Origin of the sequence: Streptomyces sp. S4.7 (assembly GCF_010384365.1) — a bacterium.
GTDB lineage: Bacteria > Actinomycetota > Actinomycetes > Streptomycetales > Streptomycetaceae > Streptomyces.
Window position 1 is genome coordinate 3,099,474 of the sequence record NZ_CP048397.1, and the last position, 26,218, is coordinate 3,125,691.

The following is a 26,218-nucleotide window of genomic DNA, read 5'->3' on the forward strand; positions in this document are numbered from 1 at the left end:
TCTCCGCGGCCCGGCTCAGCCGGCCGTCGTCAGCTTTCCGGCCGTCGTCAGCTTCTCGGCGGCCCGGATGCCGGAGAGCATCGCCGCCTCCGAGATCGGCGAGGTGAAGTAGTCGCCCGCGAAGACCACCGGCGCGTGCTGGAGTCCGATGACGCGCGCGGACATCCGGTAGCGGCCGGGCGAGGGCAGCGGCATCGCGTGCGGGCGTACGGCGATCTCGAACGGCTCCGCCTCGTCGACCGGGAAGTCCGGCCACAGCTGGGTGACCAGCCGGGTCGTCTCCGCGTACTGCTCCTCCGGCGACAGCGCGAGGAGCCGGCGCGTCTCGGCGCGGCCCGGGTAGACGAACGCGAGGTGCTTGTCGACCGAACGCCCCTGCTCGTCCTTGACCTTGCGCGGGAAGGTGATGATCGTCTTGACCGGCGGGTCGTCCGCGCCCGCCGCCACGATGTGCGCCTCGGACGGCATGCTGCTGAAGTCGACCAGGTACGAGACCGACAGCGCGGGCTCGTACACCTGGGTCTCCAGGAACTCACGGGTGTCGCGGCCCACGATGTCGTTCGGCAGCGCGGCCGTCAGCTTGGCGGCGACCGGCGCGGTCGTGGCGACCACGACGTCGTCGAAGACCTCGGCGTGGCTCTCGCCGTCCGCCGACCGCGCGGTGATGTGCACCCGCCCGTCCGTCACCTGGAGGTCGGTGACCTCGTGTTCGAGCCGGATGTCCGCGCCCTCGGCGTTGCGCTCGGCGATGACCTCCATGCCGTTGCGGAACACGTAGAACTTCGCACCGGCCACCTGTGCCTGCATCGCCCGTACGTGCGCCGCGGAGATGTCCTCGCAGCGCCACAGCCAGAACGACTCGATCTCGGGCCGCAGCAGGTTGTCGAAGCCGCGCTGCGACAGGCTCTTGCGGGCGTACTCGGCCGCCGTCGTGCCGTCGTCGAACGGCGCCAGCTTGATCGGGTCGAAGATGTCGAGCTGCTTGCGCTTGAGCGTCTCCTTCATCGTCCCGGTCAGGAAGCCGATCCGGTCCTTGAGGGCGACGTGCTTGTACGTGAGCAGGCTGCGCAGCGAGTCGGAGAGCAGCTCGGCGGGCTGGCCCTTGTCCACGACGATGACGTTGTTGGACATCTCCACGAGCTGGTCCTCGAGACCGTACTCATGAATTCGCTCGAACATCAGCTTGTAAAAGCTGGTGAACCAGAGGTTGATGCCGACGGAGGGCTCGATCTCCGAACGGTGCCACGAGCGAGCCCGACCGCCGAGTCCGGCGGCCGCCTCGAAAATGACGACCTCGCGGCCCGCCTTGATCAACTCTTTGGCGGCGGCGCAGCCTGCCATCCCTCCGCCGATGACAGCGGTCCTCTCACGCTGGCTCATTCGCTTTACCCTCCAGGGAATGTCTCGGATTGCCCTCGACTGTTGTCGCCTGTTCTCGCCGCAATTTAGGAGGGTGAAGCGGCTGTTAGATATAGCAGTCATGCAGGGAATGACCCGCATACACCTGTCATTGTGCGCATTCACGCGCTGGTGGACCGTAGTGGGGGAGCATGCTGCCCAACCGTCGTCCCGACCCCCCGGACCACCCCGCGGTGGCCCGTCCGGGCCGGATGCGAAGGGCCGTGTGCGTAGGGCCGTGTGCGTAGGGCCGGCTGCGAGGAGTCGGGTACGAGGAGGCGGGTACGAGGAGGCGGGTACGAGGAGGCGGGTACGAGGAGGCGGGTACGAGGAGGCGGGCAGGAAGGGCCCGACCCGGCCCGCCGCCCCGAACCGCGCCCACCGCACCCGCGCGACCGTTCAACCGGGCGCGCCGCGCGAGGGGTTGTCATTGCCAGTGGGCTCGCGCGCTCCCTACCTTGATCGTGTGAACGGGATCGACACGCCGCCCCCAGAAACGGCGTTCCCCCTCGAAAGGTTGCCGAATGTTCGCCTCACTGGCCAGATTCACCACACACCGCAGCAGGCTGGTCCTCTATCTCTCCGGTGTGCTCCTCGTGCTCGCGGGAGCGCTGGGCGGTGGCGTGATATCGACTCTCTCCGCCGGTGGATTCACCGACAGTTCGACCGAATCCGCGCGGACGGCCGAGGTCCTGGACGGACGGTTCGGTTCGGGTGCCCCCAATCTGACCCTGCTGGTCTCGGACAAGCGCGGCGTCGACGATCCGGCCGTGGGCGCGGCCGGTGCGCGGCTCACCGAACGCATCGGCGCCGAGAAGGGTGTTGAACAGGCCCTGTCCTACTGGACGTTGGGCAAGGCCCCGGCCCTGCGCGGCGAAGGCGGGAACAGCGCCCTGATCCTCGTACGGATCACCGGCGACGAGGACCAGGTGCAGAAGACGCTGGAGCGGATCCAGCCGGAGTACGACACCAAGGTGGAGGGCCTCGACACCCGCGTGGGCGGCGTCGCGGTCGCCAACAAGGAGATCACGGACACCACCCAGGACGACCTCCTCCTGATCGAGATGGTCACCTTCCCGGTCCTGCTGGTCGTGATGCTGTTCGTCTTCCGCGGTGTGGTCGCCGCGCTGGTGCCGCTGATGGTCGCCGGACTGACCATCGTGTCCGTGCTTCTGACGCTCCGTATCCTCACGCTGTTCACCGATGTCTCGGTGCTGGCGACCAACGTCGCGACCGGCCTCGGACTCGGTCTGGCGATCGACTACGGACTCATCCTCCTCAAGCGCTACCGGGAGGAGTTGCACGGCGGCGCGGACACCGACACCGCCATCGCGACCGCGCTGCGCACCGCGGGCCGCACCGTCCTGTTCTCCGCGGTGACGGTCGCGCTCGCGCTCGCGGGCCTGCTGGTCTTCCCGTTCTACTTCCTGCGGTCCTTCGCGTACGCGGGCATCCCGACCGCCCTGCTGGCGGCGATCGTCTCCATCACCTTCCTGCCCGCGCTGCTGAAGGCGCTGGGCCCGCGGATCGACAAGGGCCGGATCCGCGTCCTGAACCGCGGCAAGGAGGAGCAGCCCCCGAAGCCGGAGGCCGAGCGCTTCTGGTACCGCCTCGCGACGACCGTGATGCGCTTCCCGATCCCGGTCGCGGTCGCCGTGATCGGTCTGCTGCTCTTCCTCGGCTCACCGTTCCTGAACCTGCACATGAGCCTCGCCGACGACCGCGTGCTGCCGGCCGACACCCAGTCGCGGCAGATCAGCGACATCGTGCGCGAGGACTTCAGCGCGCAGGAGTCGCAGGCGCTGAACGTGGTGCTGAACGACGCCCCGCCGACCGGGGAGCGTTCGATCGAGACGTACGCGCAGAAGCTCTCCACGCTCGGCAATGTGGCGCGGGTCGACAGCGAGGCCGGTTCCTTCGCGGCCGGTGAGCTTCTCGCCCCGCCCGGACCGGGCTCCGACCGGTTCAGCGCGGACAGCAGCACGTATCTCTCGGTGATCCCCAAGAGCGAGTCGCTGAGCGAGGAGGGCGAGCGCCTGGTCGAGGACATCCGGTCGACCGAGGCACCGTACGACGTCCAGGTCGGCGGCCCGGCCGCGGAGTTGGTGGACTCGCTGGACTCCATGTACGACCGGCTGCCGCTGGCACTCACGATCATCGGTGTCACGACGTTCATCCTGCTGTTCCTGTTCACAGGTTCCCTGGTGCTGCCGCTGAAGGCACTGGTCCTCAACTGCCTCAGCCTCAGCGCCACGTTCGGTGTGCTGGTGTGGGGCTTCCAGGACGGCCATCTGGAGGGATTCGTCGGTGAGTTCACAGTCACCGACACGATCACCTGGACCGTGCCGGTGCTGCTGTTCTGCATCGCGTTCGGCATGTCGATGGACTACGAGGTCTTCCTGCTCTCCCGCATCAAGGAGGAGTGGGACCGCTCGGGCGACAACCAACTCGCCGTGGCGCGCGGGCTGGAGCGCACCGGCGCGATGGTGACCGCAGCGGCGGGACTGATCGCCATCGTGTGGCTGGGCTTCGTCCTGTCGGGGATCTCGTACCTCAAGGCCATCGGGCTGGGCCTGGCCGTCGCGGTCCTGATGGACGCGACGCTCGTGCGCGGCGCGCTGGTGCCCGCGTTCATGCGCCTCGCGGGCCGCGCCAACTGGTGGGCACCGGGACCGCTGGCCCGCTTCCACCGCCGCTTCGGCCTGCGCGAGGCGCCGGACGAGCCGTCGGGTACGCCCGGGTCGCCGGGCACGTCCGACGGGAAGCCGACGCGCGAGAGCGTGCACTGAGGTTGTTCACCGAAGCCGGGCTCCTCGATCGCCGGGCGGGCGTTTCCGGCCCGTCCGGCGGTCGAGGAGAGGCGCGGCCTACGAGTCGCGCGCCTCTGAGCCCGCTCCCGTCTCGGAACCGGACGGGAGCGGGCTCATCCGGCCGGTGTCAGGACGGACGTGAAGCACGGCACGGGTGACTGCCCCGCCCGCGAGGGCGTCCCCGACATCAGGCGCAGCTCCGCGACCGCCATGTCCGGGGCCTGGGCCTGCGTCCGGGCGACGAGCCGGATCAAATCGGGGATGCGGTAGACCGTCACGGCGCCCGGCGCCGATTCGGCGATCTCGACCACGTGGTGGTCCAGCAGCCGGCCCACGAGCAGTTCGGCCGCCCAGGTGTCCATCGCCAGGGCCCGCGCCGCGCGGGGGATGTCGAACGGCGCCTCACCGGCACGGGCCAGACAGGCCAGCGCCTGGCTGTCCGGTGTGGCGAGCCGGGCGCACGCGCCCGCCATCCGCCCCCGGACATCGAGCGAGCCGCTGCCCAGCTCGGCCAGCCGGTGGTGGTCAGGCGCCAGCCGGGCGGCGAGTTCGGTGACGGACCACATCGGGCGGGCCGCGAGCTTCTCCCCCGCGGCCCGTACGCCCAGCGCACGGTTGCCGGCCATGCGTACGACCTGCCGGGCGGCGGCGACGTCCGCGCCGACGCGGTCCACCCCGGCGAGCGAGGCGAGCAGTTCGACGGCGTCGTCCGTCTCCATGGGGCCCAGCTCGACGTTGGCCGCGCCGGGCAGGCCCGGCAGCCGTACGCGCGAGGTGACGAGGACCGCGCTCCGCGAACCGCCGGGGAGCAGCGGGACGACCTGTTCGGGCCCGGACGCGTCGTCCAGGACCAGCAGCAGACTCCGGTCCGCGCTCCAGCTCCGGAAGATGCGCGCCAACTCATCCATCTGCTCCGGCAGTTCGTCCATCCGCATGCCGATGTCGCGCAGCAGGGAGCGCAGCGCCGCCGCGGGGTCGGTGGGCCGGTCGTTCTCGTCGTGGAGCCGTACGTGGAACTGTCCGTCCGCGAAGTGTTCACGCAGCAGATGCGCGGCCCGGACGGTCACGGTGCTCTTGCCCGTACCGGCGCCGCCGAGCACGGTCACGATCTGAGGAGCCGTCAGCAAAGTCGCGCTGCCCGACCGGGCGTGGGTGACGATGTGCGCCAGCTCCGCTCGTCGGCCCACGAAATCGGGCGTGTCGGAGGGGAGTTGGGCGATGACCTCGCGCCGGGGGCGGATGTCGGCGGCGGGCGCGGCGGCCCGTACGGCCGACTGCCTGCCCGGCGACAGTTCCAGCGACGGCGCTTCGTTGAGCACGTCGCGCTGGAGCCGCTGGAGCCGGTGCGAGGGCTCGATGCCCAGCTCCTGGACCAGATCGCGGCGGAGCTGTCCGAACGTCTCCAGCGCGGTACCGCGCTGGCCCGAACGGTACGCCGCGAGCATGAGCTGGGCGGCGAACTCCTCGTTCAGCGGGTGGTCCGCGGTGAGCTGCCGCAGCTCCGCCATCAGCCGGTGGTGCCGGCCGAGCCGCAGATCGGCCTCGACCCGCAGCTCCAGGGCGCCGAGGCGGGTGTCCGCCAGCTGTGAGATACGGGCGGCCAGCGCCGGGCCGGTCTCGATGTCGGCGAACGCGTCGCCGCGCCAGAGAGCGAGCCCGAGGCGCAGCGTGCGGGCCGCGCTCTCGGGGTCGCCGTCGCCCAGATCGGCGCGCGCCCGCGCGAGATGCCGCTCGAACTGCCACAGGTCCATCTCGTCGGGCGCGAGCCTGATCCGGTAGCCGTTCGGGCAGGTCTCCACCCGCTCCCCGGGGCCGCCCACGCCCGCGCAGTGCGGTGCCTTGCGGAGCTGGTACACGTAGGTCTGGATGGTCTTGCGGGCCAGCCTGGGCGGCTCGCCGTCCCAGAGTTCGTCGATGAGTGTGGAGGTCCGTACCTGTTCGTTGGCGTGGAGCAGCAGTGCCGCGAGCAGCCGCCGGGCCATCGGAGCGGACGGCGTACGGTCCCCTCCCTGGCCACTGATCTCCATCGGCCCGAGGATCCGGATGCGCAGTGGGTGGTCGCCGTCCGGATGAGAGCCGTCCGGGTGGGAACCGGAACGGTGAGCGCTTTCGGTCGCCGAGTGCGTCAAGACCTGTCGTGTCCTTTCGGATCGTCTCCTCGGGACGCCGTGAAAACGCTCAGCCCGAAACGGCCGCCGATGAACCGGCGGCGGCGGCTGCCGCGTGCGAACTGCTTCCCCGTTGCCCCGTTGATCTCTGACTCCGCTGAACCCTCCACGCCACGACGCCGATCCGGGGCCCCACGCCGGTGCGGCGGGGCTCGGTGTGGCGACCGTGAAGGTGAAGTGCTTTCTGCTGTAGAGTTTTTGATGATCTCTGCTGTCAAACGGAGTGTCAACAGCCTCATCGGGCTCACGGGTTCCCTCAAGCCCGATTCTCACACCCGCTCCACGGCCCCAGTTTTCGGAGTGTCCCTCCAGACACTTCCGCCCGCCGGACCTCCGTCCCTACAGGCCGAAGCTGTACAGGGCGACGAGCACGCAGATGACGAGCATGCTCACGGCGTTGAGAAACAGGTTGCGGCCGAAGTCCCGCGCCCGGACGTGCGTGAAGACCGCCACAAGAAAATAGAGAACGAGCGCCCACACGGTGACCACCCCGAGCCAGGGCACCCACACCCCGAGGACCAGCCCCGCGGCGGCGGCGAACTTCACGGGCGGCGTGACCCACCACCACTCCCGCGGAAAGCCCACACCCTCGAAACACTCACGCACGAACCGGACGGGCCCGAGACAGAGAACCCCGTCACCGACCTGGATCAGCGCCAGGACGACAACGGGCCACACGGGCTCGGGCAGGTCTCTCATCACCCGCGCAACGCCCGGACCCCCCTCGGGGTTGCGGCCCCACCCCCGCACTCCCCCTGATCGAGCGACCCATCCACCCCCGGTCGCCGACGCCGGCCCCCACACCGCGCCACCGCCCCTCACGCCCCACGGCAACCCGCTACACTGATGCGCGGTGCTCCGCGGCGACGGGGCACCCAGCGAATGCCTGGAACCCCCAGGGGCCGTGATCCACCCACCCGGGCGGATCACCACCAGCACTCTTCGCAACCATCCCCGCCTCCGTGGGATGTGTCGAAAACCCTTGAGGCCCAGGTCAGCGCCCTAGTACTGCAACGGCGTTTGGCATGACTGGTGGCCAGGTCTGTCGTTGATCTGACTATGGGTGGGGAACTCGGCGACATCAGGATGTGGGCGGCCGGGCTGGGCGAGTTGCACGAGCGGTTCGTGCACCGATTCGCCCGCTCCGAGCCGCGGGAGTCGGCACTTGCGTATATGCAGGGGCTGATCGCTCCGCTCGAGCGGAAGAACGGCTGGACGCTCGCGGAGGAGGCCGGGCACGCGGCTCCTGATCGAATGCACCGGCTGTTGAACCGGTGCGACTGGGACGCCGACGAGGTCCTCGATGACGTCCGCGACTACGTCGTGGAACATCTCGGTGACCCGGACGCGGTGCTGATCGTGGACGACACCGGGTTCCTGAAAAAGGGCGTCCGCTCGGCCGGAGTCCAGCGCCAATACTCCGGGACAGCAGGGCGAACAGAAAATTGTCAGGTCGGTGTCTTCCTCGCCTATGCCGGCGTCCACGGCCGCACGCTGATCGACCGCCGCCTGTATCTGCCCACGTCATGGACCGATGACCGCGAACGCTGCCGGTCTGCGGGGATCGAGGACACGGTCGCCTTCGAGACGAAAGTGGTGACCGCCAAGGCCATGGTCCGCCGGGCGATCACGGAGAAGATCCCGTTCCGGTGGGTGACCGCGGATGCCGCCTACGGCTTCTCCAAAGGGTGGCGGACCGAACTCGAGCAGGCTGATGTCTTCCACGTCATGGCCACCACCCGCCATGACACCGTCGTGTCCCTGAGGTTCCCCCGAGATGCGGAAGTCGATGACAGAGGGTCAGATGGTTCTCATGAGAGGAACATCGTCCATGGCTGCCCCCAGAAAGTACTCACTGGAGTTGCGTGAGCGTGCGGTGCGGATGTACCGCGCGTCGGATCCGAAGCCGCAGATCAAGAAGCTGGCCGTCGACCTTGGCGTCCACCCCGAGGCCCTGCGGGGCTGGATCCGGCAGGCCGAGGCCGATGCCGGCGAGCGGGATGACCGGCTGACTACCGACGAACACGCCGAGCTGGTGGCACTGCGGAAGGAGAACGCCCAGCTCAAGCGGGCGAACGACGTGCTGCGGACGGCCTCGGCGTTTTTCGCGGCGCAACTCGACCCGACCCGGCCCAGGTGACCGCGCTCCTCGACGAGCATCCACACCTGGGAGTCGAGTGCGTACTCCGGGAGCTTTCCATCGCCTCCTCCACCTACTACCGCTGGCGCCGCGCTGAGAAAGAGCCCTGCGAGCGGCGGCGCCGCGACGTCGAGCTCACCGAGAAGATCAAGGCGATCCATACCGGGTCCGGTGGCATCTACGGGTCGCCACGGGTGCACGCCATACTGAAACGCGAGGGCGTCCACGTAGGCCGCAAACGCGTCGAGCGGTTGATGCGCGAGGCCGATCTGGCGGGTCTCAGCCCGCGCCGGAGCGGTTTCACGCGCCGGGATCCCAAGGCCGCGCTCGCCCCGGACCTCGTCAACCGGGACTTCACCGCCCAGGGGCCGAACCGTCTGTGGGTCACCGATCTGACGATGATCCCGACCGCCGAGGGACCGCTGTGGCTGTCCGCGATCCGCGACGCATTCTCCCGCCGGGTCGTGGCCTGGGAAACCTCCGCCCGCGCGGACGCCGACCTGGTCCTGTCCAGCCTGGAGTACGCGCTCGCCTCCCGCGAGGTCGAGCCCGGCAAGCTCATCCACCACGCCGACCACGGCTGCCAATATACGTCCATCAAGCTGACAACACGCTTGATGAGGGCAGGAATTGACGCGTCGATGGGCTCGGTCGGCGACAGTTACGACAACGCCCTCGCGGAGAATCTGTGGATGCTGACGAAGACCGAGTGCGTCCGCGGCCGCGTCTTCACCACCAGGGCCGAAGCCAACCTCGCACTCTTCGAGTACTTCGACGGCTTCTATAACAGCCGGCGCATCCAGAGGCGGCTCGGCTACCTCAGCCCGATCGAGTTCGAGGAGAAGCACTACGCCGAGCAGGCAACGACCAAAAGAGCGAACCTGAAACCCCGTCAACCCTCCCTGACCAGCTGATCAGCACCTCCCGAGCAACGGGGGAACCTCACCCGCTGGGCGATGGACCACCCGGTCCACGACCTGTTTCCCTCACTGCCCCGGCAGAAATGGAAACGCCGTTCCTGCGGCAACGGCGCCCACGGCCCCCGCGTCTACGACTGGGCACGAGTGGAAGTCCGCCCGTGGCACCGCGAGGACCGCCGGCACTGGGTCATCGCCCGCCGCAGCGTCAGCCGACCCCAGGAAATCTCCTACTACATCGCTTACTGCCCCGCCGAGAGCACACTCGATGAACTGATCCGCGTCGCCGGCAGCCGATGGGCCGTCGAGGAATGCTTCCAGACCGCCAAGCAGGAATGCGGCCTGGACGACTACCAGGTCCGCCGCTACCCCGGCTGGCACCGCCACATCACCCTCGCCATGGCCGCCCACGCCTGCCTGACCGTCCTGCGGGCCCGCGCGCTCGTCACAGAGAAAGCAGAAACGGATCCTCCCAGCTCATCGCCCTGACCCTCCCCGAAATCCGGCGCCTGACCACCCGCCTGACCCGGCCCCACGCCCACCTCACCGACCACATCCTGCACTGGTCACACTGGCGCCGCCGACGACAATTCCAAGCCCGCATCAGCCACTACAAACGACGCGGCCACACACCACCAGAAACTGCCCACACATCAGAACAAAGACCGTTGCAGTACTAGCTCCGGAGCATTTCGCGTGTTGGACGGCTCCGTCGTCCGAGGCAAGCGGCCTGAAGCAGGGCGCATATTGGCATAGAGGCGGCCTTGACCAAAGTCCTTGGTAGCTGATGCGCTGGGGGAGTTGAGCGTTGAAACTCGGGGGGCTTCGTGGTCAGAGCGGTTCTCGGTGCGATGTGTCGCGCCCGTCGTAGCGAGGCGGATTCGCTCCTTCCGCTCGATGGACAGACGGCCCGCGCATGAGACTCCGGCGGGGGGTCACGATCGCCGTCGTGGCCGCCGGGGGTGCCGTGACGACGATGCTCGTGGGACTCGTCACGAACGCGGTGTCCGAGTCTGAGTGGCCTGGTTGGTTGGGGTGGTTGCAGCGGCACGCCTGGCTGTCGTTCGCCCTGCTGGGCGGGGCCATGGTCGGGCTGGCCGTGCTGCTCGCCGCGCTGTCGGAGACCCGGACACCCCCGCGGCCCACTGAGCCGCCTCATCCGGAGGACGGGTTGGAGCCTCCGGGGGCGGCTCTGGTGCTGCGATCGCTGCCGCGCGACACCGCGGCGTTCACCGACCGGAGCGCCGAACTCGAGGCCCTGATCTGGTCCGTGAGGGTCTCTCAGGAGAGCGGCTCGGCAATGCCCGTGCATGTGATCGACGGTATGCCGGGGGTCGGCAAGACGACATTCGCCGTGCATGCGGGGCATGTGCTCGCGGAGTGCTTTCCGGACGGGCAGCTCTTCGTGAACCTCAACGGGCATACGACGGGGCGCACACCGGTGCAGGCCAACGAGGCGCTGGCCTCGTTGTTGGCCGCGACCGGGGTGCCGGCGCAGCGGATACCAGTCGGCGACGACGTGGGCGCGGTCACCGAGGCGCGGGCCGCCATGTGGCGGAGTCGACTCGCGGACAAGAAGGCGCTGCTCATCCTCGACAACGCGGCCAGCTATCACCAGCTTGAGCCCTTGATCCCGGGCGGGAGCGGCTGTCTTGTGCTGGTGACCAGCCGGAAGCGGCTGGCGGCGTATGAGGAGGTGGTCCTGCCGGTGGCGGCGTTGCCGTCGGCGCACGCGGTCGACCTGTTCGTGCTGCTCAGCGGGCGTTCGGCAGACTCGCTCGACCGTGCCGTCCTCGCGGATATGGTGGGACTGTGCGGGCATCTGCCTCTGGGAGTGTCGTTGCTCGCAGCGCGGCTTCGCCACCATCCGTCATGGAGCGCCGATGACCTACGGGCGCGGCTGGTAGCAGCACAAGATCGGCTGGGAGAGCTCCGGGCCGGGGAGCGCGCGGTCGCCGCGACGTTCGCCCTGTCCTACCGGGATCTCGAACCGGATCAGCAACGCTTCTTCCAGCGTCTCGGCTTCTACCCTGGTACCGACCTCGACGTCTACGCCGGGGCCGCGCTCGGCTCGGTCCCAGTGGCCGCAGCGCGCGGGCAACTCGACGCGCTCTACGACGCCCATCTGATCGACGAACACCCAGGAAGCCGTTACCGGCTTCATGACCTCTTACGCGACTACGCCCGCGGTCTCGCCGACGAGGGAGGCACGATGGAACAAGTTCAGGCCGTTCAGCGCGTGTGCACCTACTACCTAGCCGCTCTCGCTGTCGCGAACGAACACATCCTGCGCAGCGGCGCCGCCGCACCAGCGCCGCCAGACGTTGACGTGCGGGTGGAGACCCCGCCCATGGAGTCGCGTACGGCGGCCCTGGGCTGGCTGGAGGACGAGCGGGCCAACGTCCTCGCCTGCATTCGGCGGGCGAACAGCCTCGCACTGCATGAGCTGGTCATCCGCATGGCCGCGGCCATGGCCCCCTTTCTTCGGCAGGCCGGCCCCTGGGACCAGGCCGTCAGCCTCCACCGCACGGCCGCCGAAGCCGCCCGGCATACCGGCGACCGGCGCGCCCTGGCCGGCGCGCTCGCCGAACTCGGAGTCGTACGACGCTTCATGGCCGCCTACCCCGAGGCGACCGAAGCCCTGAACGAGGCGGTGACGGAGTACGACGCGGTAGGTGAGCGGCGTGGCAAGGCGGACGCTCTGAACCAGGTCGGCATCGTCTCGTACATGATCGCGGACAACGACGCCTCGGCCAGCGCCCAGACCGATGCCCTCGCCCTCTACCGCGAACTCGGAGACCGGCTCGGCCAGGCCAACGCGCTCGCAGACCTCGGCATGGTGCGCCGGCAGACAAGCCAGTTCGACGCCGCGGTGGAAGCGCAGACCGAGGCACTGTCGATCTACCGTGAGTTGGGCGACCAGTACGGTGAGGCCAACTCACTGCGGGACCTGGGCATCGTGCACTGCCTCCTGGGTGAGTACCAGCTGGCCGCGCGGCGGCACCGTGAGGCGTTCGGCATCTACCAGGAGCTCGACGACCGGGTCCACCAGGCGTACGCCCTCAACGAGCTCGGAGTCGTACGGCGGCTTACCGGCGATCTGCCCGGTGCGCGGGAGGCGCACTCCGAGGCTCTGGAGCACTACACGGAGCTCGGCGAGCGGTTCGGGCGTGCGAACAGCCTCCGCCACCTCGGGGTGCTGGACCGCATGGAAGGGAACATCACCGAGGCGATCCGTGTCTTGGGGGACGCCCTGGGTGCGTACCGCGATCTCGGCAGCCGTGGCGGTGAGGCCGCCGCGCTGGGCGAGTTGGGTGTTGTGCAGGGAATGGTCGCGGAGCAGGGGGACGCTGTCGAGGCGTTCCGGCGGAGCCTGGAGATCCTCAGGGAGCTCGGCGACCGGTGCGGGGAGGCGGAGGTCCTGAACCACTGGGGAACGCTGCTGCACGCCTCTGGCGAGTGGGGAGCCTCGCGGGAGAATTTCGAGCAGGCGCTGGAATTAGCTCGTGACATCCGCTGTCCGTTGGAGGAAGCGCGGGGTCTGGAGGGGGTCGGCCGCTGCGACTGGATGGCCGACGGGCCCGCGCGGGCCGAGGGCTCGCTGCGCGAAGCACTCGCTGTGTACCGGCGGTTGGGCGCGAATGGGGCGGCTGACGCTGTTGAGCAACTGCTTGCGTCGCAGGCGGGGTGAGCCGGGCTTCTGACCGGATCACATCTGTCACCATGGGTAGTTGGGCTGCTACGTTGCGATCGGGTCTGTCGCCGCAACCGACGTCGTACCGTCACGAGGAGCGTTCAATGCCGTCACGCACGTCTGTTTCCGAGCCGCACGCCTCGGCGCCCGCCGGCCCGGAACTCACGCAGGGCGCGCTCGTTTTGGACCGAGTCGCGGCCCGCGTACGGCAGCGGCTGGCGGCCGAGCACGCCGCGGCGGACCGTGTCGGCGAGGGTGGTCACCAGGCTTCCCTGATCTGGTCCCGGCCTCTGTGAGCGTTCCCGCTCGATGACGCCGCGCGAGGACATCGCTCCCTTTCGGTCTTTCATTCTCAAGGTTGCCAACCGCTGCAACATCGACTGCGACTACTGCTACGTCTTCAACTCAACAGACCAGGCGTGGCGGCGTCTACCCGCCCGGATGAGCGTGGATGTGGCCCGAGCGGCTGGGCAGAGGATCGGTGAGCACGCTGCGGCGCACGGACTGGGGGACGTGCACGTCGTGCTGCACGGTGGAGAGCCGTTGCTCGCCGGTCCCCGGCACATGGCCGAACTGCTCGGCGCCGTACGGGAGGAAATCCCGGTCGGTGTGGAGGTCCGCTTCGAGCTCCAGACCAATGGGACGCTTCTCTCGAAGCCGTGGCTGGACCTCTTCGAGCGGCACGAGGTAGTCGTGGGCGTCAGCCTCGACGGACCACCGGCCGCGAATGACCGCCACCGGCTGACCCACGCGGCACGGTCAAGCATCGCCTCCGCCGTACGCGGCATCGAACTACTGCGTTCCCGACCGCACCTGTTCGCGGGACTGCTCGCCGTCGTGGACCTGGCCAACGACCCGGTCGACGTCCACGACTACCTGGCATCGTTCGAGCCTCCGGTGATCGACTTCGGTCTTCCGCACGCGACTCACGACGATCCGCCGCACCGCGACGATCCGAGCGTGCCCGAGTACGGCGTGTGGATGGGCCGCGTCTACGACGCCTGGCTCGGCCGGCCCGAGGACAGGCACAGCGTGCGGATGCTGGAAGACATCGTGGCACTCAGCTCCGGCGTGCGCGGCTCGGTGGAATCCCTCGGCCTGGCCCCGCCGACGAGCACCGTGATCGAGTCCGACGGCACGATCGAAGGTGTGGACACTCTGCGGTCCGTCGAGGAAGGCGCCTCCTGGCTGGGGCTCAGCGTCTTCAGGCAGTCCTTCAACGAGGTCCTTCATCATCCGAAGCTTCTGCACCGGCAGTACGGGAAGACCGCGCTCGCCGAGCAGTGCCAGAGCTGTCCCCTGGTGGAGGTGTGCGGCGGGGGCTACCTCCCACACCGCTTCAGCGCCGCCCGCGGCTACCAAAACCCCTCCGTCTACTGCGCGGACCTGGAGTACCTCATCCGGCATGTCCAGGGGTCCCTACGTCGGCACAGCTGGGACCCGCAGGCGGCGGCAACCCCACCCCCGTAGCCACGAGACCTGCCGCCAAGGAAAGATCAGGCGTTGCGACGCGCAGTGAAACGATGGAAGAGCGACAGGGAGATGTCGATGACCGTGACGATCCGCCCCGCCGACAGGCGGGACATCGTGGCTGTGGCCGAACTGATCGAGGAAATCGAGCGGTTCTACGGATCGACCGAGATCCAGCCGCTCGAGGAGCGCCGCTCCCAGGTAGAGGAGGCGCTCTTCGGCTCGCCGCCACTCGCGTCCGCACTCCTGGTCGAGGACGAGGCCGGCGACCTCGTCGGGCTCGCCGCCTACTCGTTCCTCTGGCCTGCGGCCGGCTCCTCCCACTCCCTGTTCCTGAAGGAGCTCTATGTCCGCAGCACTCTCCGCCGCCAGGGCGTAGGTGCCCGCCTCATGGACGAACTCCGCGCACTGGCCGCCGCACGCTCTGGGTGCAGCCGGGTCGAGTGGATGACGGACCGCGACAACCCGAACGCACGTGCCTTCTACAAGTCGCTGGGATTCGCGGAGTTCGATGGGAAGATCGTCTACCGGGTAGACACCAATAGGGGCTGAGGGCGGGTGCGACTGTGAAGGAAGAGCGGTGCGACCGGTGTGAATGCATCGTCGGGCTGGGATGCGCCTGCCCGCCTAACGGGGTCGTATCGGAGAAGCGTGCCGTGCCCCAGCCCACGCAGGAGTGGCGGCGCTTCCGTGCGGGCACAATCTTGATCTCGCCCACGCGGTACGCGCACCTGCCGGGCTGCACCCACCTGACCGAGGAGTTGGTGATGGCCCCGCGATGGGGCTGGATCACCGAACCGCCGCACGGGCTCTGGGACCGGTTGAACAGCAGCCACCCGGCGACCGCGACCGAGGGAAACACCAAACGGCAGGCGACACGACGGTGCGAGGAGTGCCAGTCGGCATTGTCGTGATGTAAGCCGCCGTAGGCACGGTCGCACGTGACCAACCTGGGCTCGCCAGGTCACCGTGCACAGGGCTGCAGCCGGACGCTGCAGTCCTGCGGGTTTGGGTGTGGACAGGTCTTTGCTTTCCGGCCGGTGGTCCATGTCGCGCAGCCGCCTTTGCTTACGGCGGCCCCGCTCCCCCATCGTGGCCAGGACAGCGGCTTGGTCGGCCGCCTGCGCCCAGGTCAAACTGCAGGAGTGGGGACGGCCGCGCGGCGGCTGCAAGTGCTGGTCGAGCTGTGCATGACCTTCACGGCTTCCAGGTGCAGGACTCAGGTCTCCCCCAAGGCTCACAGAGAGGGTGATCTGCGCATCGAGATGGAGATACGCACGGTTGCACCACAGCCCTCCGAGCTGGCGGCCTCGCCAAACGCACAGCCGCGCTTGGCCTGCCAAAGATGACGCCGCACACCGCCCCCGGCTCACGCCGCTGGTCGGACGTTCCTTGCCCTCGTCCTTCAGGACGGCGACAAGGCCACCGGCCGCCGGACGTTCTCCGGGCGTGCGGACTCGTGCTGCTCGAACCCGACACGCCTGGTGCCGCATGGGGCTGCCCGTCGTCTACATCCTCACGGCAGAGGAATCGGCAGCCTGGGGACCAGCACCTGGGACCTGAACTCGTTGCTTCGATTGGGACCAATACGTCCTCGACCAGATGGAGTTCGCCTCCATGGTTCAGTCAGGTGGCGCGGTGGTCAGCCGAGGGTGGGCCCACTCCCATGCCTGGTAACGGTCTTGCCGTTGGCGGCGGTAGCGGCCCTGGTGGCAAGCGCCGGTTCAGGCCCGCTATCGGGCTTGAGAAGCAGAGTTCCAGGGCGTGTCTCGGCTGGCGGCTACCCCACCCTTCAGCAGGCGCATCACACGGAGGGTCCCGTACGTGGCGAGGAACGCGCTCGAAGTATCAACCCGACAACCAGGGCACCTCACGCCCTTGTCCTTGTCCAGGTTCACGCCGGGCGGGACATAGACACTGGAGCCCAGGGGCCCGTAGAGAGCGCGGGATGACTGACCGGAAGTCATGTAGGGCTTGCGCCCCTCACGATGCAACACGAATTGCGTCTGTCACCTACGTACCCCTCTTGCCCCTCTATAGGGTGAAGATAAGAATCAGGGCACTGGGGCCTTCACCCGGAATCTTGGACACGGGCTATGCGGCTGGGGCCAGGGTAGTTGATGTTGAGTTGAGGGCTGTCTCGTAGGCGATGGGACTGCGTTGTCCGAGGCTGGAGTGGCGGCGTCGGGTGTTGTAGCGGTGGAGCCAGCGGAACAGGTCGAGGCGGGCTTCGCGCTCGTCGGCCCACGCCCTGCGGCCCTGGAGTGTCTCCCGCTTGCAGGTGGCGTTGAAGGACTCGGCGAGTGCGTTGTCCGCCGAGCTGCCGATGGCGCTCATGCTCTGCATCACGCCCGCCCGGCGACAGGCGTCGGCGAACGCCCTGCTCGTGTATTGGGCGCCGTGGTCGGTGTGCATGACGGCGCCGGCCAGGCTGCCGCGGCACCGTTCCGCGGCGGCCAGGGCGTCGGTGACCAGTTCGGCTCGCATGTGGTCGGCGATCGCCCAGCCTGCCAGGCGCCGGGAGGCGAGGTCGATGACCGTGGCCAGATACAGGAACTTCCCGCCGGTCAGCGGGAGGTAGGTGATGTCGCCGACGTACTTCGTGTTCACCTTCGCGGCGGTGAAGTTGCGGCCGATGAGGTCTGCTGCCTTCGCGGCGGTCGGATCCGCGATGGTGGTGCGGTGCTTCCTGCGCAGCCGCAGTCCGGCGAGTCCCGTGGTCTGCATGAGGCGGGCGACACGTTTGTGATTGATCCGCTCGCCGTTCTCGCGGAGCTCGGCGGTGATCCTCGGGACGCCATAGGTGCCGTCCGAGCTGTGGTGGATGGTGCGTATCCGCGCGGCGAGCTTCGCGTCGGCTGCCTTGCGGGCCGCCCTCGCGGCCGCGGTGTTGCGCCAGTAGTAGAAGCTCGAGCGGGCGATGCCCAGGATGGTGCACAGCCGCTTCACGCCGAAGCGGCGCTGGTGGTCGGCGACGAACTGGAAGCGGTTCACCAGCGCGTCTCCCCGGCGAAATACTTCGCCGCCTTCCTCAGGATCTCGCGCTCCTCCTCCAGCTCGCGGACCTTCTTGCGCAGGGCCGCGTTCTCCTCCTCCAGCGGCGTGGGCGGCTCCGCGGCTGTCTCCGCCCGGCGCCCCCTCGGCCGGTTCGCCCCGGCCGCCCGAACCCAGTTGCGCAGCGTCTCCGGGTTGACTCCCAGATCAGCGGCAACCGACCTGATCGTCGCTCCGGGCCGGGACCGGTACAGCGCGACCGCGTCCGCCTTGAACTCCGGCGGGTAGTGCTTCATGACCACGAGATGTCCGTTCTCAGATCCTCAGGATCCAGTGTCTCGTGTGCCCAAGATCAAGGGTCAAGGCCCAACCTCATACACCGCCCGCTCGCTCTTCAGCAGGCACTCGCTCAGGGAATCTTCCCCGAGCACGAGACCCGCTCTTGGAGCAGCCCTCAGCGACACCAGCTCATTGCAGCCGACGGGACAGTCCTGAAATCCCCGACCCTGGCTCGGGCCAGCCAGAGTGTGGACATGACGACCGGTGAGATCCGGTCTCACCGGATCGACCCCGCCTCCGTTGCCCAGATCGAAGGCGGTGGCGCTGAGGTATTTGGACCGAATTATGTCTTCTTCTCCGCCCGGAAGGGCGCCGACTACACGACCCGGGTCTTCCTCGACTCCCGGTATGTTCCCCACCTTCACCCCGGCGGAGAAGCAGCCGTTGCCGTTGAGGGGGTGCTCGACATCATGTCCTCCGCGCCCGGATGCATGGGAACCCTCTACGACGGCGCCATGCGGGGCGTGCACCGCGATGTCATCGCGAGATTCGGCGGTCTCGTCATCAACAAGCAGCACAAGGGAAATCTCCCGCAGTTCTACGAGACCCTGCGCCCGGGTCGCTGCAGCCACGAACTGTGGGCAGCCAACGGGCGCATCGCCGAGAAGATGCACTTCGCCGACGGAACCATTGAACTGGTCCCTGTGCCGATCAGGAAACTCGAACGGCGCGGTACTCGCACGTTCCGCTGGTACCACCTCTTGGTCAGGCCCTGCCGCCACGGTCGGCACGAATATCGGGTCGGAGTCGGCGCCACAAGCCGCACAGGCGAACGACCACCCGGCGAGAGCGACGACGAACGCGGCTTCCACCGCGCCGAGCATCTCCAGCAAATCCCCGAGTTCACCCGCACCCACCAGCTCGTCTACCCCTACCGCAGCGACATCGAGTCAGGCCACGCGCAACTCGACGCCTCACTATGGAACGGACGGCTGATCTCCTACGGAGTCGAAGCCCAGCAACTGCTCACCCTCGGCTTCGTCCTCGCGCAGAACTCGACCAGCCGCGCCCTGCACCAGAGCGGTATCCTCCTGCAGCCCGCGGGCTGATCCCAACCACGGCCAACCTCCTCCGCGCCCGTCCGGGACCCGATCCGCTACGATGTGGATCGAGCGCCCGGGCGGGTGCTGCACTGTGTTACATAAGAACCCCTCTCATCAGCACACCGCAGCCGCTCGATCCAGACGCTCACCACTTGACGGGAAGATCTGGACGCGGACTGTTCATCGACTTCCGTGCAAGGTTTCGCACAAGCCCCGCCTCCGTAGCTCAGGGGATAGAGCACCGCTCTCCTAAAGCGGGTGTCGCAGGTTCGAATCCTGCCGGGGGCACATGGGAAAAGGGCACCTACGGATCTCCGTAGGTGCCCTTCGGCGACTCAGGCGGCGTGTGGGGTGAAGGTGACGTGCGAGTCGCCTTCGTCGATTGTCAGGTTGAGAGTGCCGTCCAGGGCCTTGGCCAAGCGCCGCAGCAGCGGAAGAGTCGGCACGGTGTCTCCGCCCTCCATCCGGGAGACCTGGGGCTGCGTCATCCCGGCCCGCTCCGCCAGCTCCGCCTGGGACAGGCCGAGCTCGATGCGACGGTCGTAGACCGCCTGGCCGAGGTCGCCGGCCAGGCGGGCATCGACGTACTCCTGGTCGTACTCCACCGCCTCCCCCGCGAGTTGCCGGGTCCGGCGCGTCCTCCATGTGCTGTGGTTCATCAGCTCTCCTTGCGCCGTTCGTACGTGTACTGGGCATGGCCGTGCTCGGCCTCGCAGACCTTCTGGACCTGGTCTGCTCGGTGGCGTTCACCCCGGCCGCGTCCACCGTCACCCTCGGGGCCGTCCTGGACGCGGCGACGACCTCGGCAGTCGAACCGGGGTGGCGGCCGTACCGGGGGCCACGAAGGCCTGCCGAGCGTGGCGCGGTGAGCCGACCCAGGGGCGCGGCGAGGGGCTTCGGCGGCGTGTATGAGGGCGACGGCCACGTAGCCGGACGGTGGGGGGTCTGCTGGAGCAGTCGACGGTGGAGCTCGCCGGGTTCCCAGGGAATTCCGCCTCTTCAGATGCCGGGCGTGGAACGTTGAGGCAATTGATGATGGCGACGGATTTCCGCGATTCGCCTTTCGGCGATTGCGCGACAGCCGCCGGGGCGGGAATTACCGGGCCGGGCCGTGTCGGAAATCGGGAGTGCTAGCCGCCCCGATTCCCTGAATCCCCTCCACCCGTCCGGCGCGTCGTGCGGGAGCGGGGTCAGACCCGGTCGGGCGTTCCGTTCGCGGGCTCCTCCGAGGGGGCCGCGGGCTTCGCGGTGTCGGTTGCGCGGGGCCCCAGCCTGAGGATCACGGCGACGACGGCCAGGGCGAACAGCACCAGGCCCGCCCAGATCACCCACTTGTGGGACCACGGTACGAGAGCGTCGGCCTCGGGGGCCCGCCCGCCGTCCACGCCGGTGACCACGACCGCGAAGAGTCCCAGGACCGTGGCCCCCACCACGATCCTGCCGAGCAGCCGGGCGCTGACCGGCAGGGCGGCGTCGCGGCGCCGGGGGTCGCGCAGCCGCAGGCGTTCGCCCGGACGGGCCGGAGACATCAGGCGGACCAGGAGCAGGACGGCTATCGGGATCTGCAAGGCCCACACCATGGTGCGGAAGGGGCCGTCGAACCACGCCTGGCTGCTGTACAGCAGGGTGTGCCAGGCGCTGAGGATGTAGACGACGATGACGAAGCGGTGCAGGGCCAGCCACATGCGCGAACCGGTCCGGTGCCGCAGGTAGAAGGCGAGGCCGAGCGGGAGGGCCAGGTACATCGCCAACAGGCCGATCAGGATGGCGACACGGCCGGTGCCGGTGGCGTATCCGCCGGGTACGAAGACATCGACGAACGCGGTCCACACACTGCGCCCCAGCGACCACTGGTCCTGGTTGGTCCGGATCTGGTCGGTGAAGAAGAAGAACGCGTGCATGAACATCAGGGCGATGGTGGTCAGACTCGTGGTGCGGTGCCATTTCTCCAGCCGCGCGGCGGGCAGCCGGCGCCACCGGGGTCTCGGCCCGGAACGCAACAGCCCGAATATCACGGTCACATAGGCCCACAGCATCGCCGACCAGCCGAACGCCTGGCACATCCAGTACATCCAGAACTCGCCCGCGTCAGCCATGTCCGGCATGAGCTTGACGGTCGCCGAAGTCCCGTTCTCCGCACGGACGTAGAGCAGCCAGTAGATCAATACGGTGACCACCAGGGCCAGTGAGGCGTCCGGCACCGCTCCTCGCAGATCGGCGCGCAGCGCGGCCCAGTCGAAACGAGCGCGTTCTCTCGTCCGACGCGACGAAGGCGTCACAGATCCCGAGGACTTCGCCATCACTCAACTCCGGTTTCCGTACGGCTTGCCACGGGACACAGATGAGGGACAACCCGCGGCAACGTTGCTCTGTACCACGCTCCCTACGGGGGAGAGTAACGACGATTTTCCCGCCACGGTAGACAGCGATCCGGTCCCTCACAATTGACGGGCAAGAAAAACATCGCTGTCACCGGGAACTTATCGGCGGAGTTGAACGAGCGGGGCGCCTCGGTCGTACCGACGATTCGGTCAGGCCCGGGAACTGAACGCGGATGTCCGCCGACATCTCGTGCAGACGACAATTCCCGGGAGGTCGGTCATGGAACGACGTACGTTCTTGCGCGCTTCGGCTCTGTCCGTCGGTGCGGCAGCCGGAGTTGGGGCCATGGACGAGGGCGCGTCAGCGGTGTCGGCGGCGAATCCGCTGCGCGTGCAGGTGCCGATGTTCGACGGTGTGGAGGAGCAGGACTTCATCGCCCCTGTGGAGGTGCTGGGGCTCGCCGGCCGCGCGAGCGGCGGAGCGTTGACGACGACGATGGTGACGACCGGACGGCCGGCCACGGTCACCTGCACGTAGGCACGAAGGTCGAGGTGGACAAGGGCTGGTCGCCGCGGGAGGCGGGCGTGCTCGTGGTGCCGGGTGGCGGCTACACGGCCAAGGACGGACCGGGCGTGAACACGCTCATCACCGACAGAGGATTTCTGCGCCGGCTGGCCGCATCGCAGGCGCAGCCGGTGGGCATCTGTACGGGCGTCATGGTGCTGTCGGCCGCGGGGCTGACCAAGGGACGCAATGCCACGACCCACGCGGGCGCGAAGGCGGATCTGGCCGCTCAGGGCACGACGGTGATCAACGCGCGGGTGGTCGACGACGGCGACCTGATCACCGGCGGCGGCATCACCTCCGGGCTGGAGGTCGCGCTGTGGCTTGTGGAGCGCTACGTGGGCGCGGAACTGGCCCAGCGGGTGGAGACGGTGCTGGAGTACGAGAGGCGCGGCACGGTATGGCGGCGGCCATCGGGCTGAGCCACCCCACGGCCGCGAGCAGCACGGTGACGGCGTTGCGCCGAGGCGGACGGTCGGCGGAGGGCCTGGGCCAGGTAGAGGGCGCCGAGTGCGGTGGCCAGGGCGCCGAGGAGGAGGCGCAGAGCTGTCTCGGGGAGGTGGGGCTGGAGGCGGGCACCGAGGTAGCCGCCGATCGGGCCGCCGGCTCCGCAGGCAGTGCCGAGGGACCAGTCCGGTGCCACGTCACCGCTGCTGACCAGGGACAGCAGCGCGAAGGTGGCCGCGCCGACGACCGAGGTCGCGAAGGTGGAGGCGAGGGCGGCGAGGGCGGCGGGGGCGACCGGCAGGCCCCTGCCGACGAGGATCGGGCCGGGAAGCGAGCCGCCTCCGATGCCGTAGATCCCGCCCACCACCCCAACGGCCAGCGCCAGTGCGGTTACGGAACGGGCGGACGGTTCAGCGGTGGCGGTGCGCCGGTCGGCCCGGCGGAGCGTGCGGGCGCGCACAGCCACAGACCGAGCGGGAGGAGGAGGGCGGCGATGAGGAGCCGGAAGACGGTGGGCCCGGGGAGTGCGAAGACGCGGATGACGGCGCCGAGGACCACCCCGGGCAGGGTGCCGGCGACCAGGCGCCGGGTGAGCGGTCCGCGCAGGGCGCCGGTCCGGCCGTAGCGCCACAGGGCGCCCGGTCCGGCGATGACGTTGAAGAGGAGGTTGGTCGGCGTCACGGCGGGGTTCGGCACGCCGAAGACGCTCAGCTGGACGGGGAGCAGGAACACCGCCCCGGACACACCGACGGGCGCGGTCGACGTGGCGATCAGCAGCCCCGCGGCCAGCCCTCCCAGCACGGTCCACCAGTCCACCGTCGCCTCCGCCCGTCCGTCGCCGGACCAGTATCGACACCCCACGGCGGTGCGGCCGGCCGGCAACAAGATGTTCATGGCATGCACGGACTGCACGCCCGGAAACGCTCGCCGTGCCCGCCGGACGGACTTCCTCAACTGCCCCTGCCACGGCACCGTTTGACCACGGGATCGCAGGAGTTCGCGGCTCGCGGAGCGCACGGGAACGTACGGGGCGTACAGGGCGCAGAGAACCGGCAGCCGGCGCGCCTCGGCGCGGCGGAAGGTCCGGGGTAGGCCACGTGTACGTCGTCGGACGCGTCCCCGGTGACGACCCGCGCCGGCATGGCGGCCTCCACCGACGCCCTCCCGTCGAGTCCGTGGCCCAGCCCCCGTACCGCGGGATCACGGTCGGTGACTATGCCACGCAGAGCCCCGTTCTCGTACGAGCAGGGATCGGGGACCGCCCTCGGCCATCCTCCGGACCGCCCCGGCGGGCCGAACGTCCCGCACCTCATCGGCGGCGCGCGTCGTTCCTTCAAATGGACGATGATAGATGTACAGAGCACTCGTCGCACCGCTCGTTTCGCTTTCCTCTCGGGGCAAGGAGGTCGAGTCGTGTTGTTCATGGATCGCCGGGACGCCGGCCGTCGGCTGGCCGGTTCTCTGGGGCACCTCGGGGGCACCGGGATCGTGGTGCTGGGTCTGCCCCGTGGAGGGGTTCCGGTCGCCGCCGCGGTCGCCGAGGCGCTGGACGCGCCCCTGGACGTCTGTCTCGTACGCAAGCTGGGCGTGCCGTTCCACCAGGAGCTGGGGATGGGGGCGATCGGCGAGGGCGGCGTCCGCGTGATCAACGACGAGGTGGTGCGCATGACGGGCGTCACCGAGGACGAGCTGGCCGGTGTCGAGGCCCATGAGCGGCAGGTGCTGGAGAGCCGCGCCCGCCGGTACCGGGGCGGACGCGCGCCGATCGGGCTGGAGGGGCGCACGGTGCTGGTGGTCGACGACGGGGTGGCCACGGGGTCCACGGCTCGCGCGGCCTGCCGGATCGCCCGCGCCCGGGGGGCCGAGCGGATCGTGCTGGCCGTCCCCGTGGCGCCGCGGAACTGGACCGAGCGGATGGGCTCCGACGCCGACGAACTCGTCTGTCCGCACACCCCGCGCGACTTCTACGCGATCGGACAGTTCTACGTCGACTTCGCCCAGACCGACGACGACGAGGTCGTCGCCTGCCTGGCCGAGGCCGGCGATCGCCCGGCGGACGGCCGCCGGGCCGGATCAGGGCCTGTGGACATGGCCGGCGGGGATCGCCAAGCGTACCGGCCAGGGGGCGGTGAGGTGGGCGGTGAGATGGGCAGAGAGGCGTACATACGGATCGGCGGCGCGACGCTGCGCGGGCGGCTGACCGTCCCCGAGGGCGCGGCCGGGGTCGTCGTGTTCGCACACGGCAGTGGCAGCAGCCGGCACAGCCCGCGCAACCGTTTCGTCGCGACCGGACTGAACCGGGCCGGCCTCGGCACCCTGCTGTTCGACCTGCTCACCGAGGAGGAAGAGGCGGACCGGGCCAACGTCTTCGACACCGGGCTGCTGGCCGGACGGCTCACCGATGCCACCGGCTGGCTGCGCGGACAGCCCGAATGCGAGGGGCCGGCCGTGGGGTACTTCGGTGCCAGCACCGGTGCCGGGGCCGCGCTCTGGTCGGCCGCCGAGCCGGACGCCCGTATCGCCGCCGTGGTCTCGCGGGGCGGCAGGCCCGATCTGGCCGGGCCCCGGTTGCCGGAGGTGACCGCGCCCACGCTGCTGGTCGTCGGTGGCGACGACCTTCAGGTGATCGACCTCAACCGCGCGGCCCGGTCCCGGCTGCACTGCGAGAACCGGCTCGCGGTCGTTCCCGGTGCCACGCATCTCTTCGAGGAGACCGGCGCCCTGGAGCGGGTCACCGAGCTGGCCGGTGACTGGTTCACGGACCACATGACCCCGGCCGCTCACACGGCGGCGGGCTTCTGACCCACCCCCGGACGCCCCCTCGAACGCCACCCCCGGACGCCGGCTCCGGACGCCACCTCCGGACGCCCCCTCGAACGCCACCCCCCGACGCCGGCTCCGGACGCCACCCCCGGACCTCGGCGCCGGACGCCGTTGTCCGGCGTCAGCGTTCCGGCGCGGCCGCCGCCACCGTCGGCGGACCCCAACTCGTCAGCAGCCGGAGGTTCTCGGACGCCGACGACCCCGGGAGCGCGTGGTGGATCGTGAGGGTCTGGTCCGATCCGTCCGGGAGCTGGAGGGTTTCGAAGGACAGCGTCAGGGCGCCGACCAGCGGGTGGTGGAGACGGGTGGCGCCGTGGTGGTGTTCCTTGACGTCGTGGCGTGACCAGAGGCGGCGGAAGTCCTCGCTCCTGGTGGAGAGTTCGGTCACCAGTGACAGCAGCCGCGGGTCGTCCGGACGGCAGGCGGCGTGTACGCGCAGGGCTCCCACCGCGCCCGCGGCCCGGATCTCCCAGTCGTCGAACAGCCGGCGGGAGTCGGGCGACAGGAACAGCATCCGCGCCCAGTTCCGTTCCCTCGGGGGCAGTTGGTCCCAGTCGCCGAAGAGGGCCGCCGCCGTGCGGTTCCACGCCAGGAGGTCGGAGCGCCGGCCCGTGACGTACGCCGGTACGCCGTCCAGGGACCTCAGCATCTCCCGCAGCGCCGGGCGCACCCGCTCCCGCGCGGGCGGCGGCAGGGTGCGTCTGGTCGTGTGATGGCACTTGGCGAGCCGGGTGAGGTGGTCGTGCTCGGCGTCCGTCAGCCGCAGGGCGCGGGAGAGCGCGCCCAGGACCTCCGCCGACACGTTGTGGCCCCTGCCCTGTTCGAGACGGGTGAGATACGCGACCGACACCCCGGCGAGCTGCGCCAGCTCCTCGCGCCGCAGGCCGGGGACGCGCCGGTACCGCCCGTACGGCGGCAGGCCCACGTCCTGCGGACTCAGCCGCCCCCGGCGGGTGCGCAGGAACGCGCCGATCTCGGCGTGGGGGTCGAACACCCGACCGTCGCCGTCCGTCTCCACCGCCGTCTCCACCGCCCTCTCCGCCGCCGTCTCCGGAGCGTTCATAGCTCCCGACGGTACGCGCACGGCGC

Annotated in this window: 19 protein-coding genes, 1 tRNA gene and 3 pseudogenes; 15 read left to right on the forward strand and 8 right to left on the reverse strand. The window is 69.3% G+C overall.

Features of this window, described 5'->3' with window-relative positions:
* Positions 1–15 precede the first annotated feature (15 nt).
* Positions 16–1,380 (reverse strand): FAD-dependent oxidoreductase, encoded by a 1,365-nt coding sequence (locus tag SSPS47_RS13520; RefSeq protein ID WP_164251331.1) that lies wholly within the window; start codon positions 1,378–1,380, stop codon positions 16–18.
* Positions 1,381–1,922: 542 nt separating this feature from the next.
* Between SSPS47_RS13520 and SSPS47_RS13525 the strand changes: the two genes are divergently transcribed.
* The gene (locus tag SSPS47_RS13525; RefSeq protein WP_164251333.1) at positions 1,923–4,187 is read left to right on the forward strand and encodes an MMPL family transporter; all 2,265 of its coding nucleotides are present in this window, start codon (positions 1,923–1,925) and stop codon (positions 4,185–4,187) included.
* Between the two features lie 134 nt (positions 4,188–4,321).
* Here the strand turns inward: SSPS47_RS13525 and SSPS47_RS13530 are convergent, their stop codons facing one another.
* Together SSPS47_RS13530 and SSPS47_RS13535 are read right to left on the reverse strand one after the other, a co-directional pair.
* Entirely contained in the window at positions 4,322–6,235 is a 1,914-nt protein-coding gene (locus SSPS47_RS13530; protein WP_164251335.1) for an AfsR/SARP family transcriptional regulator, read from the reverse strand.
* A gap of 480 nt (positions 6,236–6,715) precedes the next feature.
* Complete coding sequence (locus SSPS47_RS13535) at positions 6,716–7,075, reverse strand: DoxX family protein (protein ID WP_164251337.1); 360 nt, start codon at positions 7,073–7,075, stop codon at positions 6,716–6,718.
* Between the two features lie 360 nt (positions 7,076–7,435).
* Here SSPS47_RS13535 and SSPS47_RS13540 point away from each other — a divergent pair.
* The 9 genes and pseudogenes from SSPS47_RS13540 to SSPS47_RS13580 form a co-directional block, all read left to right on the forward strand.
* Positions 7,436–8,137 (forward strand): annotated as a pseudogene (locus tag SSPS47_RS13540) (IS701 family transposase); the annotation flags it as partial.
* A 70-nt stretch (positions 8,138–8,207) separates the two neighbouring features.
* On the forward strand, positions 8,208–8,516 hold the full coding sequence (locus SSPS47_RS13545; protein ID WP_164247473.1) for a transposase: 309 nt from the start codon (positions 8,208–8,210) through the stop codon (positions 8,514–8,516).
* Positions 8,513–9,430, forward strand: a complete 918-nt coding sequence (locus SSPS47_RS13550) for an IS3 family transposase (RefSeq protein WP_164251339.1) — start codon at positions 8,513–8,515, stop codon at positions 9,428–9,430. The genes SSPS47_RS13545 and SSPS47_RS13550 overlap by 4 nt, the downstream gene beginning before the upstream one ends.
* A gap of 27 nt (positions 9,431–9,457) precedes the next feature.
* Positions 9,458–9,922 (forward strand): annotated as a pseudogene (locus SSPS47_RS13555) (IS701 family transposase); the annotation flags it as partial.
* A 427-nt stretch (positions 9,923–10,349) separates the two neighbouring features.
* Positions 10,350–13,124, forward strand: a complete 2,775-nt coding sequence (gene haaT, locus SSPS47_RS13560) for a cyclophane-containing RiPP biosynthesis TPR protein HaaT (RefSeq protein WP_164251341.1) — start codon at positions 10,350–10,352, stop codon at positions 13,122–13,124.
* Between the two features lie 107 nt (positions 13,125–13,231).
* Entirely contained in the window at positions 13,232–13,423 is a 192-nt protein-coding gene (gene haaA / locus SSPS47_RS36195) for a HaaA family cyclophane-containing RiPP peptide (RefSeq protein WP_343234881.1), read from the forward strand.
* A 13-nt stretch (positions 13,424–13,436) separates the two neighbouring features.
* Positions 13,437–14,597, forward strand: coding sequence for an FxsB family cyclophane-forming radical SAM/SPASM peptide maturase (locus tag SSPS47_RS13570; protein WP_164251345.1), 1,161 nt, complete (start codon positions 13,437–13,439; stop codon positions 14,595–14,597).
* Positions 14,598–14,675: 78 nt separating this feature from the next.
* Positions 14,676–15,149 carry a cyclophane-containing RiPP N-acetyltransferase HaaN gene (haaN, locus tag SSPS47_RS13575; protein WP_164251347.1) on the forward strand — a complete coding sequence of 158 codons (474 nt, stop codon included), beginning with the start codon at positions 14,676–14,678 and terminating at the stop codon, positions 15,147–15,149.
* A 104-nt stretch (positions 15,150–15,253) separates the two neighbouring features.
* Positions 15,254–15,511: a hypothetical protein gene (locus tag SSPS47_RS13580; RefSeq protein WP_203557837.1), complete on the forward strand. Its 258-nt coding sequence runs from the start codon at positions 15,254–15,256 to the stop codon at positions 15,509–15,511.
* Between the two features lie 1,180 nt (positions 15,512–16,691).
* Here the strand turns inward: SSPS47_RS13580 and SSPS47_RS13585 are convergent.
* Positions 16,692–17,893 (reverse strand): IS3 family transposase gene (locus SSPS47_RS13585; RefSeq protein WP_164250193.1). Its coding sequence is split into 2 segments (ribosomal slippage): positions 16,692–17,602 and positions 17,602–17,893, totalling 1,203 coding nucleotides; the frame shifts between segments, so codons are not numbered across the junction.
* 231 nt (positions 17,894–18,124) lie between these two features.
* Between SSPS47_RS13585 and SSPS47_RS13590 the strand changes: the two genes are divergently transcribed.
* Both SSPS47_RS13590 and SSPS47_RS13595 read left to right on the forward strand, forming a co-directional pair.
* Complete coding sequence (locus tag SSPS47_RS13590; RefSeq protein WP_164251350.1) at positions 18,125–18,979, forward strand: hypothetical protein; 855 nt, start codon at positions 18,125–18,127, stop codon at positions 18,977–18,979.
* A 209-nt stretch (positions 18,980–19,188) separates the two neighbouring features.
* Positions 19,189–19,261 (forward strand) — tRNA-Arg (locus SSPS47_RS13595).
* A gap of 47 nt (positions 19,262–19,308) precedes the next feature.
* On the opposite strand, the gene SSPS47_RS13600 is transcribed toward SSPS47_RS13595, so the two are convergent.
* Together SSPS47_RS13600 and SSPS47_RS13605 are read right to left on the reverse strand one after the other, a co-directional pair.
* Positions 19,309–19,632 carry a helix-turn-helix transcriptional regulator gene (locus SSPS47_RS13600; protein WP_164251352.1) on the reverse strand — a complete coding sequence of 108 codons (324 nt, stop codon included), beginning with the start codon at positions 19,630–19,632 and terminating at the stop codon, positions 19,309–19,311.
* A gap of 531 nt (positions 19,633–20,163) precedes the next feature.
* Entirely contained in the window at positions 20,164–21,174 is a 1,011-nt protein-coding gene (locus SSPS47_RS13605) for a ferric reductase-like transmembrane domain-containing protein (RefSeq protein ID WP_239064893.1), read from the reverse strand.
* Between the two features lie 400 nt (positions 21,175–21,574).
* Between SSPS47_RS13605 and SSPS47_RS35350 the strand changes: the two genes are divergently transcribed.
* Positions 21,575–21,832 carry a hypothetical protein gene (locus tag SSPS47_RS35350; RefSeq protein WP_239064894.1) on the forward strand — a complete coding sequence of 86 codons (258 nt, stop codon included), beginning with the start codon at positions 21,575–21,577 and terminating at the stop codon, positions 21,830–21,832.
* A gap of 14 nt (positions 21,833–21,846) precedes the next feature.
* On the forward strand, positions 21,847–22,281 hold the full coding sequence (locus tag SSPS47_RS35355) for a DJ-1/PfpI family protein (protein ID WP_239064895.1): 435 nt from the start codon (positions 21,847–21,849) through the stop codon (positions 22,279–22,281).
* 56 nt (positions 22,282–22,337) lie between these two features.
* Here the strand turns inward: SSPS47_RS35355 and SSPS47_RS13615 are convergent.
* A pseudogene (locus SSPS47_RS13615) lies at positions 22,338–23,122 on the reverse strand (sulfite exporter TauE/SafE family protein); the annotation flags it as partial.
* A 597-nt stretch (positions 23,123–23,719) separates the two neighbouring features.
* On the opposite strand from SSPS47_RS13615, the gene SSPS47_RS13620 reads away from it, so the two are divergent.
* Positions 23,720–25,108 carry a phosphoribosyltransferase family protein gene (locus SSPS47_RS13620; protein ID WP_164251356.1) on the forward strand — a complete coding sequence of 463 codons (1,389 nt, stop codon included), beginning with the start codon at positions 23,720–23,722 and terminating at the stop codon, positions 25,106–25,108.
* Positions 25,109–25,250: 142 nt separating this feature from the next.
* On the opposite strand, the gene SSPS47_RS13625 is transcribed toward SSPS47_RS13620, so the two are convergent.
* Positions 25,251–26,192, reverse strand: coding sequence for a helix-turn-helix transcriptional regulator (locus tag SSPS47_RS13625; protein WP_164251358.1), 942 nt, complete (start codon positions 26,190–26,192; stop codon positions 25,251–25,253).
* Positions 26,193–26,218 lie beyond the last annotated feature (26 nt).